The following is a 17,378-nucleotide window of genomic DNA, read 5'->3' as shown; positions in this document are numbered from 1 at the left end:
ACGGCTGACCCCGCTTCCCGCCGCTCAGGGCTGTGCGTCGCGCCGCACCGCATCCCGCTTGCGGACCCAGCGCCGCACCGGCTCCTCGACCAGCGCGTAGCTGGCTGCGGCGACCGGAAGGGTGATGGCGATCGTGAGGACCAGGACGTAGCCGAAGTCCCCGGAGAACGGCAGGATGCCGAACACAGGGAACACGATCGTCAGCACCGCGAGGTGCCAGATGAAGATGCCGTAGGACCAGCGCCCTAGTGTCGCGGCGACCGGCGATTCCAGCCAGCGGTGCGCCCGTGCCGCCGGGTCTCGCAGCACCAATGGCGCGAGCAAGGTGAACCCGATGATCGCGCCCAAGCCCATCTTCACCACGTACTGCCAGGGCTCGGCTCGCGTCAGCCCCGCGGGACCGGCCAGATCGGTGGCGGCGAGCAGGAACGCGACCGTCGCCACCATCCACATCAGCGGCTGGTTCGCCGCGATCTTCCACCACCGCGACAGCCGCACGCTCTGTTCGGCGAGTTCGGCGAGCAGCATTCCCGCGGCGAACCACGGCACATAACCGGGCAGCCAGTTGTCGGCATGGATGGCGTCCGGCGTCGGGACCGGAAGGAAGTTCCAGCAGAGACTGATCAGTGCCACGGCGAGCAGTACCGGGGCCCGCAAACGTGCCACCCCGCCGCGCAATCGAACCAGTGCGAAGGCCAGCAACGGCAACACCAGATAGAAGGCGACCTCAACCGAAAGGCTCCACATCTGGGTCAGCCCATCGGTCAAGGTCAGCGGCACGAAAACCTGTAGCAGCGCGAGATTCGACACCCACACGCGCAGGCCCGCGGTCCCCGCCGCACCGGGCAGCAGCACCAAGACGGCGCAGACCACAACCCAGTAGGCGGGCAAGATGCGCGCTGCGCGGTGTCGCAGGTAGTAGCCGGTCGGCGGGGCACTGTCGAGCCCACGTGCCGCCGCGGCGTGTGGGCGCCAGAGCAGGAATCCGGACAGCGCGAAGAACACCGCGACCGCCATGTCGAACCGTCCCCACACCCGCCCGATAACCGGAGTGCCCGAGGCTCCGGTCTGGAAGGCGACGTGCGTCAGCAGGACGCCGAGCGCGGCCATTGCGCGCATACCTTCCAGCGCGGGAACGAACGCCCGCGGGCGGATGCGTTCGGTCGCGGGTGCGGTGGTAGGCAGCGTCGCGGTCATCGGGTTCCAGTCTGCCTTGCCGATACCCAGTTGGTAACCAGGCGTTTCGGATCCCGCGCTGGACTCGTGCGATTTCTCGGCCGTTTCGAGCCTCGACGCCGCATAGTACGACATCGGACTGTTAGTGTCGGGGCTCATGAGTGCCGCGGGCCGCCTGTGGGCTCGCCGGAACGACCCTGTGTTCGACGACGAGGAGAGTTTGCATGGCACTGAGTGCCGGTACCAGAAGGACGGTGGCCTGCCTGCTCGTGGGTCTCGGCGCGTTGCTGATCGTCGCCGCGCTGATGATACCGACCTACACCGTCGGCAAACTGGCGAAGACTCCCCTCGATCTCGAAATCACTACGATAGCGACGAATCAACCAGGTGAGGACAGTCTGGTACTCGACTCCAAGTCGCTGACGGCGCCGGAGGGTTCGGCCAAAGTCGACACCAACGTCCCGCTGGTCTCGCAACGGTTCCTCACCGTCGAGGAACCGGCCGACGCCGAGAAGATGACGGTGCAGGCGGGCCAGACGCTGCGGCGTATCGATAAGCAGGGCGACACCGGCCTGCTCACCGCCGCCATCGACCGGGTCACCATCGACCGGGTGACCGGCATGCCGATCGATACCGAACCCAACGGCTCCATCGCGGTCACCACCACCAAGCAAGGCGAGAGCATCGCCGACCCGGTGCAGCACACCGGCCTGCAATACCGGTTCCCGATCGGCACCGAGAAGAAGACCTACCCTTACTTCGATCTCAACGTGCGCAAGACCTTCGACGCCAACTTCATCGAAGAGACCGAGATCAACAGCATGAAGGTCTACCACTTCCAGATGTCGGTGCCCGCCACCAGCCTGTGGGACGTGGTGCAGGCGCCGACCAACCGGCTGAGCCTGCCCGCCGCCAAGTGGGGCGTCGAAGGCGGCGACTCGCCGGTGACCATGACCCGGTACTACACCAACACCCGTGACCTGTGGGTCGAGCCGCAAACCGGCACGGTGGTCAAGGGCGGCGAGCAACTGCACCTGTACTACTCGCGCACCGCGGACAAGCCCGAGGTCACCGCGCTGAAGTCGCACATCGTGTTCGATGAGAACACCGTCGAGTCGCAGATCGCGGTAGCCAAGAAGAACATCGACAAGCTGTCGCTGTACGGCCGGATCCTGCCGATCGTCCTCGGCGTCCTCGGCGTGATCGCGCTGATCGCCGGTGTATTCCTGGGTGTCCGCGGTGGGTCGGCCCCGGTGCCCGCGCGCTCCGGCGGCGCCCCGGGGCGGCGTCCGAGCGGCGGCGCCGCACCCCGGCGTGTGGGTGGTCACGGCGCCGACGACGCGCCCACCGAGCAGATCCGGATCCAGAAGCAGCCCTGATCCGGCTGAGCACAATTCGGCTCCTCCGCTCTGCGCGGGGGAGCCGAATTCATTCGTGGGACTCAGGCGCCGGCGTCGGCGAGCGGATACGCGATGGGGTGGCGCGGTTGGTACAGCAGTATCGTGCCCGCGCCCGGGACGCGCAGCCCCACGCAGCGACCGAAGCCCCGATCAGCGGGCTCGCCGTCGAAGTGCGCTCCGCGCGAGGTGATTATCTCAGAAGCCAGCCGGTGGTCACCGTAGACGACACGGGTGGGCATGACCGTGGGCGGTGGTCCATCAGCCGACCGGGCGCAGCGGCTCCGGCCGTGTCGTACTGTCGGCCGCGCGCAAGACGATGATGGCGACCAGCAGGGTGGTCGTGGCCGCAACGGACACGGCCGTGGTGATCAGCGCCGGGATCGAGCGCGCCAAAGCCAGCATCAGCGTGACTTCGACCGCCAGCCCGAGCCAGGTGAGCAGCGCGAGCGAGGTGCGGTCGACGGCGATGGCCGACAGCACAGCGCCTTGCAGCACCGCCAGCACTGCTCCGTGCAGCGCGAACAGCCACAGCAGGCCCTGGATCGGGGCATAGTCCTGGCCCGCGAGCAGGGGAGCCAGCGGGGCGGCGACCACGGCCCCGAGCACCGCGACGAAACCGATGCCGCTGAGCACGGCCAGAGCGGCGCGGATCGCGCCCGCCGAATGCGTCGGCTGCGCCATCCGCGGATACAGCACAACCCCCACCGCCTGCGGCAGCCAGAACGCGATCTTGGTGGCGATGGTGCCGAGCGCGTAGCGGCTGGCGGCCACGTCGTCGAGCACGATCCGGACCACGATCAGATCCGCCGACGACAACGCCATCAGCGCCGCTTGCACTTGGGCCGCCCGCAGCACCGGAAACACTCCCATACCCACGGCAACCTCGCCCGTCTCGATTCCGGGACGCGACGTCGTGGACGGTGAACCGGCCACCACCCGGCCCAATAGGGCCGCCACCGCGATACCGCAGGCAGCGGCCCACAGCGCGAGCGTGGCGCCGCCGCCCAGCGCCATGACCACGAGCGCCGGCGTGACCCGGGCGATCCCCGCGACCCCGAGTACCGTCCCCAGCGCCCGAAACCGCTTGCTGCCCTGCAGAACCCCTTGCTCACCGGCCAGCAGCACCAGCGCCGGCGCGGCGCCCAGCGCCGCCGCGGTGGCGACGACACCGACGTTCAGCGTGCGGGCTACCAGCGGCACCAATACCGCCGCCACCACCGCGACGATCAGCGCGCACCGCCACTGCAAGCCACGCAACGCCGCGACGCGCGCGCCGCGAACCAACTCCCGAGCCACCACGTTCTGCAGGGCCAGCGCGGGCACCGCGCACAGCAGTTGCGCCGCGAGCAGACTCGCGAACTCGCTGTACCCACTGACCCCCAGCCACCGTCCAGCCAGCAGTTGCAACAGATACCCGGCCACGTTGGCGGTCATCGCCCCGGCCGTGACCCAGGTCAGATCCGCCACCGCAAGGAACCGACGGACAGTAGGCACGTTCCCCCGCCTCTCCGGGTATTCAGGCCGTACCAGTCGGGTGACGGAAGTGTGCGCTCAGGTCCTGCGTTGGTTCCACCCACGTTTTGGCGTACCCGGCGAGTTACCCAGGCGCTCACGAAGTCGGTTGTCATGTTGTCGCAAGCCACTCGTCGGCGCGAGAGCGACTGCCGCTCGATAACGCCCGACACACGATACCGCGTGACCTCGGCGTCCTGGTAGTTCGGCGTCCTGGTAGTTCGGCGTCCTGGCAGTTCGGCTCGAGCCGATCGAGGTCTCACCGATCCGCCACGAGAAGCGTCCGACCAGCATGCGGCAGACGCCGATTCGGGCCCGATCCGCAGCCGAACCACCGTCCTGAGCACGGCGAGATCGGCACAAACCTGCCGTGTGAAGCGCAAACCAGGCGCGATCGTCGCCGCTCGGGTCCGCTGCGGCGGCGTTCGGGACGTACAGTGCTCAGGCGTGGGTGCGAGCCATCGGGATCGAGTGCTGGCCGCGGGATACAGCGCGGCTGGGGCGCTGCTCGTGGCCGGGCCGCTGCTGGGGCCGGGATACCTGCTGTTGCGGGATGCGGTCAGCACGCCGCGCAGCTATCGGACCGACTCGGCGCTCGGGTTGGGTGACGCGGCGCCGCGGGCGGTGCCGCAGGACGCGTTGCTGGCCGTGCTTTCGACGTTCGTCGACGGCGGGCTGCTGGTCAAGGCGATTCTGGTCGTCGCGCTGTGGGCCGCGGCCTACGGGGCGGCAACGCTCGCGCGGGAGCTGCTGCACGCCTCGCTGGGGCCGCAACTGGTCGCCGCGACCGTCGCGCTGTGGAACCCCTACGTGGCCGAGCGCCTACTCCAGGGGCACTGGAGCCTGCTGACAGGCTATGCCGCGCTCCCGTGGACAGCGCTGGCCGCCTATCACCTCCGAACGACGGCCACCGCGCGACGACATCGGCGAATGCGGTCGAACTTCCTGGTAGAGGCCTCGAGCGCCACGACGGGATCACCGGAGGCCGAGCCGTCCGAGACCGCCGCCCGAGTCCAACCACCGCTGGTTACGCTCGGCACCTCCGCTCGACTCGGCGCAGTCGTGCCGAGCGACACCACCAGGCCCCGCACGCCGGCCGGACCGACCGCCCGAGCGGAACCGCCGCTGGGCACACCCGCCTGCGATCGCCACAGCGAAGCCGCGCCGGTGGATATCGAGCAGCGACCCCGCAGCTGCGCATCGAACCGCAGGTCGGACAAAAGCCCGTGGCATCAGCGCATCGTCGCAGCGGCATCGAACGGGCAGGTCCCGACCCTGTCCGCCTGGGCGGCCCTGGCCGGATCACTCGCCGCCGCGGGCCTCACACCGACCGGAGCGCTGCTGGCGGGCGCGACCGCCTTCGCTCTGGTCCATCGACGTCAACTCACCGCGACGCTCGTGCTCTGGCTGGCCGCCTCCGCGCCATGGCTCGCCGCGACGGCGCTGTCCGGCGCCGCTACCGAGCCGTCCGATCCCGCGGGCATCGCGGCCTTCGCCGCGCGTGCGGAGCCCGGTCTCGGCACGCTGGGCAGCCTGGCCGGGCTCGGCGGAATCTGGAACGCCGAGGCGGTGCCGGATTCGCGCACCACACCGCTGGCCGCGCTCGGCACCCTGGCGCTGCTGGCGATCGTCGCGCTGGGTGTGCGTGCGGTGGCCACCAGCGGCTGTGATCTGGACAACCGCGATCTGGACAACCGCCACGTCCGCCGGGCTCTGCTGGTGCTCGCGGCGGTCGCGATCCTGTTCCCCGCCCTCGGCGCGACGGGCGGGGGTATGCACGCAATGGAATGGCTGGTCGCCCACGTGCCCGGCGCGGGTCTGCTGCGAGACACCCAGAAATACGCGGCCCTGGCCATGCCCGCCTATGCCCTCTGCGCGGCGGCGGGATGCACGGTGACGGCCCGGCTGCTTACTTCCGCACGCCGCAGCGCCTCCGCGGCCCGTCCCGCGACTGCGCCCGCAGCGGTGACGACCACGATCGCCACAGCATTCGTGGCGCTTCTCGTACTGCCGCTCTACGACCTCGCCTGGGGCGCCGGTGGAGCTGTCCGCCCGTCGCACTATCCCGCCGGTTGGCAGCAGGTCGCCGAACGGATCGACGGCCCGGGCGACATCGCGGTGCTGCCCGGCGGGATGTTCCGCAAGTTCCGCTACAGCGGTGCCGCCCCGGTTCTCGACCCGGCGCCGCGCATGCTGCCCAACGACGTTCTGCAGACCGGCGAGCTGCCCGTGCGTGGACGTACCGTGTCCGGCGAAGGCACCCGCGCACGGGAAGTGGAGACCCTGCTGCTCGCGGGCGGTTCCGCCGCAGACCTGGCCCGTCTCGGAGTGGGCTGGGTCCTCGTCGAACGAACCACTCCCGGGCCGCTCGGCGAATCCGCCTCGGCCCTCGCCCGAGTGGAACGGGTCTACGAGGACGCCGACCTCGCGCTGTATCGCGTGCCCGGTGTCATCGAGCGCGGCCGGCCGACGACCACGGATCGCTCCGTCGCCGCCGCGGCCCACGTGCTGTGGGGAACGCTCCTCGTCGCGGGCCCACTCACCGCCCTCGGCACACGAGCCCGATCCCAGCGCAGACCGCGGAACTGACGCACGTCGCCGGCGCTCGCTGTCACGCCGCCCTCAGCGCGTCCAGCCTGCGCCGCGTCGCCCCCAGCGCCATCTGCTGCGCGGCGATACGGTCGAGCTCGTTGCGGAGGGCGGGGGCACATGTCGACGCTGACGCCGTGCTCGCCGGTGCGCACACAGTCCAGGTACCGCCGGATGGCAGCGGCGTTCAGTCCCGCTCCGAGCATGACCCGGATCTGCGCGACCACGGCGACGGCGGACTCGTCGTAATGCCGGTACCCGTTCGCGTCACGCTCCGGCACCAGCAGCCCTTTGTCCTCGTAGTGCCGCAGGGCGCGCGCACTCACCCCGGTGCGGGCCACTTCCTCGCCGACAACGGCATCACCGAACTCTCCCTGGTCCTGGATGTACTCCGGGCAGAGCCCTACGCGAGACGGGCCGCTTCGGCATGAGGATGCCGGCTACCGCGCCGAGCCGGCGGGCGCCTCGGCCCGCGCGAGCGGCAACAGTTCACCCCACCGTCCGTGGCGCGATCAACCCGCTCGTATGCTCGGCTCCGGCAGCCGCGGCCAGCACTTCGTAGACCCCGTTTCCGGTCTGCTCCCAAGAGAATTCGCGGGCGCGGGCGCGGGCCTTCTCCCCCATGACCGTGCGGGCGCCCGGGTCGTCCAGCAGCTCGCCGACGGCATCGGACAATTGCGCGACATCGTCCACCAGGATGCCGGTGGCGCCGTCGACGATGGAATCGGTGAGCCCGCGCGAACTGCGATAGCCGACGGTCGGCACGCCGTGCTGGGCCGCCTCGATCACCGCCAGGCCCCAACCCTCCTTGCGCGAAGGCAGCACGTGCACCCATGCGCGGGAAAGCAGTTCGTGTTTGCGACGTTCGTCCACGTGGCCGTGGAAGGTGACGGCGTCGGCGATGCCGAGCGCGCTTGCGCTGTGCCGCAGGTTGTCCGCCCACCAACCGTCGCCGATCACGTCGAGCCGCAGCCCCGGAATGCGGGCGCGAAGCCGGGCGACGGCGGCGAGCGCGTCCTCGATTTGCTTGTGCGGCACCAGGCGGGAGAGCACCACGACGGTCGGCACATCATTGCGGGTTTGCGCGGCACCCGTCGGCGCGTCGGCTGGAACCGGTTCAGCTCCGTTGCGGACCACCGCGATTCGTGAACGGTCTACACCGAGCGTGGCCAATTCCTCGGCCGAAGGCAACGAGACGGTCAGATATTGATTGTCTCGGTGCACACGCGGCGACAGCCGGGACTCGATCCACCAGCCGATCCGGCCGACCAGCCGGCCGGCTACCGGCCACTGCTCACGGTGGCCGTGGTGCACCAGCACCACCGAGGGTGCCCGGGTGACGACCGCGGCGAAGAACGGGATGCCGTTCTGGGTATCGATCACCGCGTCCGGGCGCACGCCACGCAGTGGGCCGAGGCCGACCCGCGCGAGCAGGAGAGCGGCCAGCGCCCGCGGATACACGGTGTAGCGTCCGCCCGCCCGGCTGACGTCGATGCCGTTGACGCGTTCGCGCCGCGCCGCGCCCGGATAGCGGGCGGTGCGCAGGGTGACCTTGACCCCGCGTGCCGCGAGCTGCCCGCCGACCTGCTCGAGATACCGCTCGCTGCCGCCGCCCTGCGGGTGCCCGGTGTCACGCCAGCAGAGCAGGAGGACTTCGCGCACGGTGAAGCTTCTCTCGGTCAGTAGTAGTCCCGGCAGTAGTGGTCCCGGTGGGATCGTCGGATGTCGCGCTACACCCTAGCCGAGCACCCGCGCAATATGGCGACGATCAGGGTTGTGCGAAACTCGGCGCCGTGCTCAAAGCCGAAACAACGCCCGTGCGCAACGACTCGACCAGGTTCGCCCGGCGGGCCACGTTGCGCCGGTCGCTGCGACTGCTCGGCAGTTTCCGGTTCGAGCAGACCGATCCGGCGCTGTTCTACGGCGGCCTGGCCGCCGACAGCGCGGCCATGATCGCTGATTTCTACGCCGATCTTACCGGCCGATCGCTGGACGGCGCGACGATTCTCGATGTCGGCGGCGGACCGGGCTACTTCGCGGACGAGTTCGTCCGCACTGGAGCGCGCTACATCCCGGTGGAGCCGGATCCGTCGGAAATGCACGCGGCGGGACTTTCGGTGGCCGGCGCGGTTCGCGGGTCCGGGATGGCGTTGCCGTTGCGCGACAGCGCCGTCGACATCTGCTTCTCGTCGAACGTCGCCGAGCACGTGGCGAAGCCGTGGGTGATGGCCGACGAGATGGTGCGAGTGACCCGGCCCGGTGGACTGATCGTGCTGTCGTACACGGTGTGGCACGGCCCGTTCGGCGGACACGAGACCGGGCCGTGGCACTACCTCGGCGGTGCCTACGCCGCGCGCCGGTATCGGCGCAAGCACGGGCGGGAACCGAAGAACCGGTTCGGCACGTCGCTGTTCGCGGTGCGCGCCGCGGACGGACTGCGTTGGGCGGCAAGCACTCCAGCCGAGGTTCACACGGTGTTCCCGCGCTACCACCCGCGCTGGGCATGGTGGCTCGTGCGGATACCAGTGGTGCGGGAGTTACTCGTGAGCAATCTGGTCGTTGTGGCAACCAAAAGTTAGCTGACCTAAGACTCCAGCCATCCGCGACGCCAGTTCCGCTTGCCGCACGACGCGTGCACGGGCTCACCCCACGGGGACTCCCGGATCGCCAACCCGACCGTCTCGAGCGTGGTCAAACCGACCAGGTCGGCTAGCATTCCTACCGCGGCGACGGCCTCGGCGGCCTGGATAGCCGCGGTCGCCTGCTCGATCGTGAGGGTGCGGCCGGGTAGGAACGAGACCACCCAGCCGCCGCTGCCGACACTCTTCGCCTGATGCTCGGTTTGGTCACTGGTCATCAGCGACCGGCCGATCACTTGCACCGCCATGACTCGGACTCCCCAGTTTGCGGAATCGGTGGGTGAATAGAGCGAGCTGATCTGTCGCTCCAGCATGACCTTTCCAGCAACAGAACGCAATAGTGCGTTTTACGAAAAGCGAACCGAGAGGTACGAATTCACCTCGACCAGCGCGCCGGGCAGCGGGAAAATCAGGCCGGACGGCAGACAGGAATGGCATAAAACTGTAACGTGTTCTCATGCACTACGACAGCCTGTTCATCGGCGGCCATTGGACCGCGCCGGCCACCGCCGAGCGCGTCCAGGTCGTCTCGCCGGTCACGGTCGAACCGGTGGGCAGTGTCCCCGCGGTGAGCCGGGTCGACGTCGACGCCGCGGTCGCCGCGGCCAGGCATGCCTTCGACCACGGCCCGTGGCCCGCCACATCGCCGCAGGAGCGGGCCGCGGTGCTCACCAGAGCCGCACGACTGATCGAGCAGCATTCCGCCGATCTACTCGCCGCGTTGACCGCCGAGGTCGGCGCGCCGCAGCTGATCGCCATGACGTTGAACCAGATCCCCGCGGTCGCGGCTGTGGACGCTTGCGCGGCCCTGGCCGCGTCGTTCCCGTGGCGCGAGACGCGGGTCGGCGGATTCGGCACCACGCGGGTGACCCGTGAGCCACGCGGCGTCGTCGCGGCGGTGACCGCGTGGAACGTCCCGCTGTTCCTCGCGGCCAACAAGCTGGCTCCCGCCCTGCTGGCCGGTTGCACCGTGGTGCTGAAGCCCGCCCCGCTGACCCCGATCACAGCCAATCTGCTGGCGGACATCTTCACCGAGGCCGGAGTGCCCGAAGGCGTGCTGTCGGTGCTGCCTGCCGAGCCCGACGCGGCCGAGTACCTCGTCTCGCACCCGGGCGTGGACAAGGTGACCTTCACCGGAAGCACCGCGGTGGGCAAGCGGATCGGCGCGATCGCCGCCGGACAGCTCAAGAGCGTCTCGCTCGAACTGGGCGGCAAGTCCGCGGCAATTCTGTTGCCCGACATGGATATCGCGACCAGTATCCCGGTTCTCGCGTTCTCCGGCCTGATGAACAGCGGGCAGGGCTGCGTCGCGCAGACGCGTATTCTCGCCCCGCGCAGCCGGTACGACGAGATCCTGGAAGCGCTGGTCGAGCACGTGCGGACGATGAAGGTGGGCGACCCGATCGACCCGAGCGTGCAGTTGGGCCCGCTGATCTCCGAACGCCAGCGCGATCGGGTGGAGGGATACATCGCCAAGGGCAAGGCCGAAGGGGCACGGCTGGTGCTCGGCGGCGGCCGGCCCGAGGGTCTGGATCGCGGCTGGTTCGTCGAGCCCACGATCTTCGCCGACGTGGACAACAAGTCCACTATCGCTCAGGAAGAGATCTTCGGTCCGGTGCTGTCGGTCATCCCGTACGAGACCGAGGACGAGGCCGTCGCCATCGCCAACGACTCGATCTACGGCCTCGCGGGTTCGGTGTGGACCACCGACATCGAGCACGGCGCCGAGATCGCCGCACGGGTGCGCACCGGCACCTATGCGATCAATTGGTATGCGTTCGACCCGAGTTCGCCGTTCGGCGGCTACAAAGCTTCCGGGCTCGGACGGGAGAACGGCCCGGAGGGGCTCGATTCATTTTGCGAGCAGAAATCGCTGCTGATGCCGCTCGGCTGGACCGGATGATCAGTCGGGCGGCATGACCACCCGGAGTACGGGCGCGCGGTCGCCGTACAGCGAGTGTGGCGCGTCGACGATCTCTACCCGCCACCCTGGCGGCAGTACCGACCGCAGCCGTCCCGCGACCCGGCGCAGCGGGGTGCTGGCGGTCGCCAACTCGAATCCGGCACCCAACGGGGTGATGGACGCCGTTCTCTTCAGATCGGCCTTCAAATCGGCCATGCTCCAACCGCCTCTCTCGCGCCTCGATCCCGCCGTCCGCCGCGGGTATCGCGGGTCCGACGCCGATAGGGAAGTAGGTCAGTCGATCAGTTAACCGCTGGTTTTCAGGCTGGTGTGCGCAGCGGGAAGAATACGTCGAGCATAAGCGATGACACCGGGGATCTCTCCCGAAAAGGACTTACCCTTTTGCGCGAGTCGATAAACTTACTGTCGCGGGTTGATTCACAATCCTGGGTACGGCGCTCGCGGACCACGCTGACACGCTGCGCGCCAATGCCTTCCGGTACACATCCGATCCGACCGCACCGCAACATGATTCGCGCCCACCCGACGCAGAGCCGCAGTGACCGATTGAATGACCGACGATCTGCGAGCGGGACGGCACTTGTCGCATGCAGGTGGACCCGCGGGCCGGAGACGCTTCCGAATCCCGCCTTCACCGCGGCGACTTCAACGGGCAAACGAGTAGCTTCTAGTAGAAGAGCGCGTGCGGGCAAGGCATCTCTTGTGGACGCGTTCGCGGCCCCTCGGCCGAATCGTGACTCCGGCCTCCCGCAGTACCTTGGCCACCTGTTCCGCACGGGCACGTGCCCCGCACTGGGAGTCGAGCCTGCACCGCAGTTGTGGCGCCACCGCGAAGCCCCCTCGGGATGCGGAAAGTTCTTGGCGCACAAGCAAAACGCCCGCACCATCGGACAGATGGTGCGGGCGATGCCACTTTCGGTGCAGGGTCAGCTCAGACGCTGCTTCAGCGCCTCGAACTCGTCGCGCACGCCGGAAGGCAGCTTGTCGCCCACGAACTCGAACCACTCTTCGATCAGCGGAATCTCTTTGCGCCACTCCTCGACATTCACCGCGAGCGCCTCGTCGACGTCGTCGGTGTCGACGTCCAGACCATCCAGATCGAGCTGCGCGGCGGTCGGCACATTGCCGATCGCGGTTGCCTCCGCTTCGGCGGAACCCTCGATGCGGCCGATGATCCACTCCAGCACGCGAGAGTTCTCCCCGAAGCCCGGCCACAGGAAGCGGCCGTCGGCGCCGCGGCGGAACCAGTTGACGTAGAAGATCTTCGGCAGCTTGGCGGCGTCGGCGTTCTTGCCCACGTTGATCCAGTGGCCCAGGTAGTCACCGACGTGGTAGCCCATGAACGGAAGCATCGCCATCGGGTCGCGGCGCACCGTGCCGACCTTGCCTTCGGCCGCGGCGGTCTGCTCGGAGGACAGCGTCGCGCCCATGAACACGCCGTGCTGCCAGTCGAAGGATTCGGTGACCAGCGGAACCGTGGTCTTGCGGCGGCCGCCGAACAGGATCGCCGAAATCGGCACACCCTGCGGGTCGTCCCATTCGGGGGCCAGGATCGGGCATTGCGCCATCGGCGTGCAGTAGCGCGAGTTCGGATGGGCGGCCAGCGTCTCGGTCTCCCGCAGGTACCAGTCGTTGCCCTTCCAGTCGATCAAGTGATCGGGCTCGCCCTCCAGGCCCTCCCACCACACGTCGTTGTGGTCGGTCAGCGCGACATTGGTGTAGACGGTGTTGCCCGCATCCATGGTGGCCATCGCGTTGGGGTTCGAGCTGCGGTTGGTGCCCGGCGCGACGCCGAAGAAGCCGTACTCCGGGTTCACCGCGTAGAGGCGGCCATCCTCGCCGAAGCGCATCCAGGCGATGTCGTCACCCAGGGTCTCGGCGCGCCAGCCCGGCACGGTCGGCTGGATCATCGCGAGGTTGGTCTTGCCGCAGGCGCTCGGGAACGCGGCCGCGACGTAGTAGGCCTTGTTCTCCGGGGAGATCAGCTTGAGGATCAGCATGTGCTCGGCCAGCCAGCCCTCATCGTGGGCCATCGCCGAGGCGATCCGCAGCGAGTAGCACTTCTTGCCGAGCAACGCGTTGCCGCCGTAGCCGGAGCCGTAGCTCCAGATCTCGCGGTCCTCGGGGAAATGGGTGATGTACTTGGTGTCGTTGCACGGCCAGGGCACGTCGGCCTGGCCCTCGGCCAGCGGCGCGCCCACGGAGTGCAGCGCCTTCACGAACGGCCGGTCGGCACCCAGCTTGTCCAGCGCGGCGGCACCCATCCGGGTCATCACGCGCATCGACACGACGACGTATTCGGAGTCGGTGATCTCCACGCCCAGCTTCGGGTCGTCGGCGCCGAGCGGACCCATGCAGAACGGCACCACATACATGGTGCGTCCGCGCATCGATCCGCGGTACAGCTCGGTCATCGTGGCGCGCATCTCGGCGGGGTCGACCCAGTTGTTGGTCGGACCCGCGTCGGCCTCGGTCTTCGAACAGATGAACGTGCGGGACTCCACCCGGGCCACGTCGGAGGGGTCGGAGAGGGCGAGGAAGGAGTTCGGCTTCTTCTTCTCATCCAGCCGCTGGAACGTTCCCGCGGCGACGAGCTGCTCGGTCAGCCGGTCCCACTCCGCGTCCGAGCCGTCCGCCCACACCACGCGATCCGGCTGGGTGAGTTCGGCGACTTCTTGTACCCAGGCGAGCAGTTCGCTGTGCTCGGTCGGCGCCGTGCCGTCGGATCCACGAAGACCAGGAATGGTCGCTGACGTCATGAAAACTCTCCTGAGATGGGCGGCCGCTCGATGCTTCGCCGCCTGGCCCAAGGCCCATGACCAGCGCGAACGCACCCAGCGCCACCGTTGGCGGGAAGGCGCCCGCTCCGGCCGGTCGATAGCGCAACCCAGCCGGGCGGCAGATCAGGCCTCAGCGGACGCCCTAAGTTCCTGCATAGAGGTTAACGCCATGTGACCACTGGTACGGCATCGGGTTCATCACTGTGTACCCGATCGGCCGCTCGTTTCCACAGGTGAGATCCAGCGATCGAGGATCCGGATATCTCGCTCGCACGCGGCGAGCCGCCCCGGCTGTTCGGCCACCAGTCGGCGCAGCTTCACCTCCAGTTCGGCGACCCGACGATCGGTGTCGATCATTCGCGCAGTGCTTGCCTGCACCACGCGGTCGGCCAAGATGGTCTCGGTTTCCACGAGCGCGATCGCCACTCGCTGCTCGAGCTGGGCTTTCACATTGACCAGGGCGTCAGCCAGCCACTGCCGCAGGTGCGCCCGATCGGCCAACTGCCCGCGGGCACGCACCACCCAGGCGGCGGCGCCACCACCGAGGAGCAGGGCGACCGGGAAGCTCGCGACCTCGAGTGCGGGCACCAGCGACAGCGGAGCAACCAGCAGCCGACCGAGGCCGACACCCGCCGAAGCACCGAGCGCGATCATCAGGTGATCTTCGACACCCCGGTGTCTCGGCTCCGGATCCGGACCCACCCGCGGAGCCGGATCCCGCCGCCGCGGTGACCGGTCCGCGCCCTCGATTCGCCCACCGAGTTCGGCCACGCGATGGTCGATGGCGTGGTCGACAGCGCCGGTCAACTCGATCACGGCCTGCTGGAGCCGGTCGGGGTAGCCGCGCAGATCGGCGCGGCGCATTCGATCCAACTCGGCGCGAGCGCCGGTGTGCACTGCGCGAATCCGCGCGCCGAGATCGGTCATCAGGTCCACTCGGACCAGCTGCAACTGGCCGCGCAGGGTGGACATCGCGGCGGCCCGGCCGCCGTCGCGACCGGCGAGCAACACCGCGCGTTCCTCGCGGAGCCGGGTCGGTTCGACACCCGAGCGCAGCGCCGCCACCTGCTCGAACACTCGCCGACGCGAATCGACCATGACTCGCTCGGTGACCGCCGCCAACCGGTCACCGGCCCGCTCGGCGACGCCCGAGCCCGCCGCGGTCAGCTGTACGTGCAGCGCGCCGAGCCCGGAGCGATCCAGCAACCCCGTGTCCCCCGCCGTGCGGGCTGCCGCCGCCAGCCGAGCCGAGACCGGCAGGATGTCCAGATCGACGACGCCCTCCGCGGCCAGCAGGGCCAGATTCCGCGCCCGCACCGCACGCCAGTCCCGGTGGGCATGGATGCCGTTCAAAGCCAGCAGCACGCGCGTCCCGTCCGTGCGCATCCTGCCGATCGCCGCCAGCAGGTCCGCGCCGATGGTGGTGCCCGCGTCGAGCAGAACCAGCGCCAGCGCCGACGGCGCGGACGGGGAGGTCGTCTCCACGACCGCACTCGCGTCGGCGATCGGCTCGGACAGCATGACTCGCGGTTCGAACCGGGCCAGCTCGGTCCGCAGCAGGGTGGTGTTGACATCGTCGGGACCGATCACCGTGACCGCCGTCGCGGCGCTGGAGCCCTGCACCGCACGCAACAGCGCCGAACCCTGTGGATTCCATCGCGTCACCACCGCCTCGACCTCAGGCGACAGGGGGACCACGAGTGCGGAGGTCACTGCGGGTTCACCGTCGGCCGACGCGCCGGTGCCGGATGTTCGGCCGCCTGCGCTCGCGGCGCCCGACGCCGGACCTGCCGTGCCGGAAGTGGCCGTCAGCGCTCTCGCCGAGGACGAACCAGGCGTGCCGGCGCGGGTCGCGGGGCTGTTCGTCGGTGATCGCGAGGGCTCAGAGTCCGGCACTGCTCATCCGTTCCCATAGCCGGACGTATCCGTTGTGCACGCGCAGGGCAGCGCGGCGGGCCGCCGGGGGCATGTCGCTGGTGACGACGGCGCGCCACCGGGCGGCGCGGGTCATCGCGTCATCGGCGTCCGAGGGCGCCGCAGCGGGATACCCCGCGGCCAGGTGGGTGACCTCTGGTCGCGCCAAGCCCGCACAGAGCCCGAGCCACAGCGCATCGTCACCGTAGAGATATGCCTCCAAGAGGTCGCGGGCACGGCCGCCCTGCTCGGGGACCGCGCGGGCGGCGAGCCGGGCCAGTTCGTCCAGGAACTCGCCGCCGCGTAGCGCGGAAACCTGCTCGTAGCGGCGGTGCAGCAGCCGGTGCAGTGCGTCGATACCGCTCGCGGCATGCAGGATCTGCAGCAGCGCCTGCGGCGCGAGTTCCCGATCGTGGCGCAGCGCGGTGCAGGCGCAGACCACGCCGTAGAGGTCCCAGCGCTGCAACAACTGCTCGCGCGCGGCGACATCCGGGCCCGGCGCGACGAACAGATCCGGCGACAGCACCAGCGCGGGGTCCGCCTCGGTGGCGAGCTTGCGCAATACGGCCAGGTCCGCGTCGGTCATCGAGCCCGCCCTGGTGCGCGCCGCCAGCGACGCGACCACCGGAACAACCGGAACCCGCAGCTGCCTGCCGTATTGTTCGGCCGCCGTGACCGCGTCGCCCCAGCGGGAGCCGATCGCGTCGGCCTTGTTCAACGCCACGACCGTGTGCGCCGGCGGCAGTGTGGCCAAGACCCTGCGGTCGGCGGATGTCGGCGCGGCGGACAGCACGTAGACGACGATGTCGGCGTCGAGTTCCGGATCGGGCGCCCCCGGCTCGTCCACGGGATCGGTCTCCACCGCGGACATGAGCGCGAGCGCGTGCAGCACCGTGGTCCGTCCCGCGTGCGCACGTCCGGTCACCTGGATCCGCGGCGGTTTGCGCCAGGCGCTGACCGCCGCCGCGGCGGCGTAGCCGATCTGCGGGTCCCGCCCAGCGCCGAAACGCAGTTCGGCGAGCAGCTTGTCGAGCTGATCATGGTCGGGCGCGGGTACGCCCCGCCCACGCAGTGGCCCATCGGATTCGGCGGCTGTCGGCATACTGCACCCCCTTGCTCGGTGCGCAATTCTGTCAGAAGTCCGGTCACCGGACCGGCTCGACCGTTCAGCCGCCGCGCAAGGACATGGTCACGGTCCGCCCCCGCCCGGTTCGACGGTGTATTTCGCGACGACGGTCAGCACCTTCAACATTTCGGCCGGCGCGCCGATCTCGCAATGCGCCCCGGCAGGCGGCTTCGCCTGCGTTCGGCCGCCCCAGATCCCAGCGGGGACATCATCGGCGGTCAGGTAACGAACCCAGCTGACGAATGCGGATGAACGAACGCGGCTGACCAAAACTTCCGGTCCGCTCATGCCGGGAATTCCAGGAATCCGGTCTGTCAT

At 69.3% G+C, this 17,378-nt stretch carries 13 protein-coding genes and 1 pseudogene; 4 read left to right on the top strand and 10 right to left on the bottom strand.

Features of this window, described 5'->3' with window-relative positions:
- Positions 1-24: 24 nt before the first annotated feature.
- The gene (locus ACT86A_RS09040) at positions 25-1,197 is read right to left on the bottom strand and encodes an acyltransferase family protein (protein ID WP_445091637.1); all 1,173 of its coding nucleotides are present in this window, start codon (positions 1,195-1,197) and stop codon (positions 25-27) included.
- Positions 1,198-1,400: 203 nt separating this feature from the next.
- Here ACT86A_RS09040 and pgfA point away from each other — a divergent pair, with 203 nt between their 5' ends.
- Complete coding sequence (gene pgfA / locus ACT86A_RS09035; RefSeq protein WP_445091550.1) at positions 1,401-2,555, top strand: cell envelope lipid trafficking protein PgfA; 1,155 nt, start codon at positions 1,401-1,403, stop codon at positions 2,553-2,555.
- 279 nt (positions 2,556-2,834) lie between these two features.
- Here the strand turns inward: pgfA and ACT86A_RS09030 are convergent, their stop codons facing one another.
- Entirely contained in the window at positions 2,835-4,010 is a 1,176-nt protein-coding gene (locus ACT86A_RS09030; RefSeq protein WP_445091636.1) for a polysaccharide biosynthesis protein, read from the bottom strand.
- 525 nt (positions 4,011-4,535) lie between these two features.
- Between ACT86A_RS09030 and ACT86A_RS09025 the strand changes: the two genes are divergently transcribed.
- Entirely contained in the window at positions 4,536-6,677 is a 2,142-nt protein-coding gene (locus ACT86A_RS09025) for an MmpA family trehalose lipid delivery protein (protein ID WP_445091549.1), read from the top strand.
- A 218-nt stretch (positions 6,678-6,895) separates the two neighbouring features.
- Here the strand turns inward: ACT86A_RS09025 and ACT86A_RS09020 are convergent.
- Together ACT86A_RS09020 and ACT86A_RS09015 are read right to left on the bottom strand one after the other, a co-directional pair.
- Positions 6,896-7,003, bottom strand: a pseudogene (locus tag ACT86A_RS09020) (MerR family DNA-binding transcriptional regulator); the annotation flags it as partial.
- A 163-nt stretch (positions 7,004-7,166) separates the two neighbouring features.
- The gene (locus ACT86A_RS09015; RefSeq protein ID WP_445091548.1) at positions 7,167-8,339 is read right to left on the bottom strand and encodes a glycosyltransferase family 4 protein; all 1,173 of its coding nucleotides are present in this window, start codon (positions 8,337-8,339) and stop codon (positions 7,167-7,169) included.
- Positions 8,340-8,470: 131 nt separating this feature from the next.
- Here ACT86A_RS09015 and ACT86A_RS09010 point away from each other — a divergent pair, with 131 nt between their 5' ends.
- On the top strand, positions 8,471-9,256 hold the full coding sequence (locus ACT86A_RS09010; protein ID WP_445091547.1) for a class I SAM-dependent methyltransferase: 786 nt from the start codon (positions 8,471-8,473) through the stop codon (positions 9,254-9,256).
- 5 nt (positions 9,257-9,261) lie between these two features.
- Here ACT86A_RS09010 and ACT86A_RS09005 read toward each other — a convergent pair whose 3' ends face one another.
- Positions 9,262-9,564 carry a hypothetical protein gene (locus tag ACT86A_RS09005; protein ID WP_445091546.1) on the bottom strand — a complete coding sequence of 101 codons (303 nt, stop codon included), beginning with the start codon at positions 9,562-9,564 and terminating at the stop codon, positions 9,262-9,264.
- 209 nt (positions 9,565-9,773) lie between these two features.
- On the opposite strand from ACT86A_RS09005, the gene ACT86A_RS09000 reads away from it, so the two are divergent.
- Positions 9,774-11,219, top strand: a complete 1,446-nt coding sequence (locus tag ACT86A_RS09000; protein ID WP_445091545.1) for an aldehyde dehydrogenase — start codon at positions 9,774-9,776, stop codon at positions 11,217-11,219.
- On the opposite strand, the gene ACT86A_RS08995 is transcribed toward ACT86A_RS09000, so the two are convergent.
- From ACT86A_RS08995 to ACT86A_RS08975, 5 genes are all read right to left on the bottom strand, one after another.
- Positions 11,220-11,435: a hypothetical protein gene (locus tag ACT86A_RS08995; RefSeq protein ID WP_445091544.1), complete on the bottom strand. Its 216-nt coding sequence runs from the start codon at positions 11,433-11,435 to the stop codon at positions 11,220-11,222.
- 731 nt (positions 11,436-12,166) lie between these two features.
- Positions 12,167-13,999 (bottom strand): phosphoenolpyruvate carboxykinase (GTP), encoded by a 1,833-nt coding sequence (locus ACT86A_RS08990; protein ID WP_445091543.1) that lies wholly within the window; start codon positions 13,997-13,999, stop codon positions 12,167-12,169.
- A 219-nt stretch (positions 14,000-14,218) separates the two neighbouring features.
- Entirely contained in the window at positions 14,219-15,733 is a 1,515-nt protein-coding gene (locus ACT86A_RS08985; RefSeq protein ID WP_445091542.1) for a hypothetical protein, read from the bottom strand.
- A 169-nt stretch (positions 15,734-15,902) separates the two neighbouring features.
- Positions 15,903-17,036: a hypothetical protein gene (locus ACT86A_RS08980; protein WP_445091541.1), complete on the bottom strand. Its 1,134-nt coding sequence runs from the start codon at positions 17,034-17,036 to the stop codon at positions 15,903-15,905.
- Positions 17,037-17,123: 87 nt separating this feature from the next.
- Positions 17,124-17,348, bottom strand: a complete 225-nt coding sequence (locus ACT86A_RS08975; RefSeq protein WP_445091540.1) for a hypothetical protein — start codon at positions 17,346-17,348, stop codon at positions 17,124-17,126.
- Positions 17,349-17,378: the final 30 nt, after the last annotated feature.

The sequence above is a fragment of the Nocardia glycosmidis genome, from assembly GCF_052545115.1.
The sequence above is the reverse complement of the archived record's forward strand: the minus strand, read 5'-3'. Positions and strand labels throughout refer to the sequence as shown.

What these genes read in the sequence shown, in the direction of transcription:
- ACT86A_RS09040 (WP_445091637.1), bottom strand. Translation starts at nt 1,197, where the DNA reads ATGACCGCGACGCTGCCTACCACCGCACCCGCGACCGAACGCATCCGC.
- pgfA (WP_445091550.1), top strand. Translation starts at nt 1,401, where the DNA reads ATGGCACTGAGTGCCGGTACCAGAAGGACGGTGGCCTGCCTGCTCGTG.
- ACT86A_RS09030 (WP_445091636.1), bottom strand. Translation starts at nt 4,010, where the DNA reads ATGACCGCCAACGTGGCCGGGTATCTGTTGCAACTGCTGGCTGGACGG.
- ACT86A_RS09005 (WP_445091546.1), bottom strand. Translation starts at nt 9,564, where the DNA reads ATGGCGGTGCAAGTGATCGGCCGGTCGCTGATGACCAGTGACCAAACC.
- ACT86A_RS09000 (WP_445091545.1), top strand. Translation starts at nt 9,774, where the DNA reads ATGCACTACGACAGCCTGTTCATCGGCGGCCATTGGACCGCGCCGGCC.
- ACT86A_RS08995 (WP_445091544.1), bottom strand. Translation starts at nt 11,435, where the DNA reads ATGGCCGATTTGAAGGCCGATCTGAAGAGAACGGCGTCCATCACCCCG.
- ACT86A_RS08990 (WP_445091543.1), bottom strand. Translation starts at nt 13,999, where the DNA reads ATGACGTCAGCGACCATTCCTGGTCTTCGTGGATCCGACGGCACGGCG.
- ACT86A_RS08980 (WP_445091541.1), bottom strand. Translation starts at nt 17,036, where the DNA reads ATGCCGACAGCCGCCGAATCCGATGGGCCACTGCGTGGGCGGGGCGTA.
- ACT86A_RS08975 (WP_445091540.1), bottom strand. Translation starts at nt 17,348, where the DNA reads ATGAGCGGACCGGAAGTTTTGGTCAGCCGCGTTCGTTCATCCGCATTC.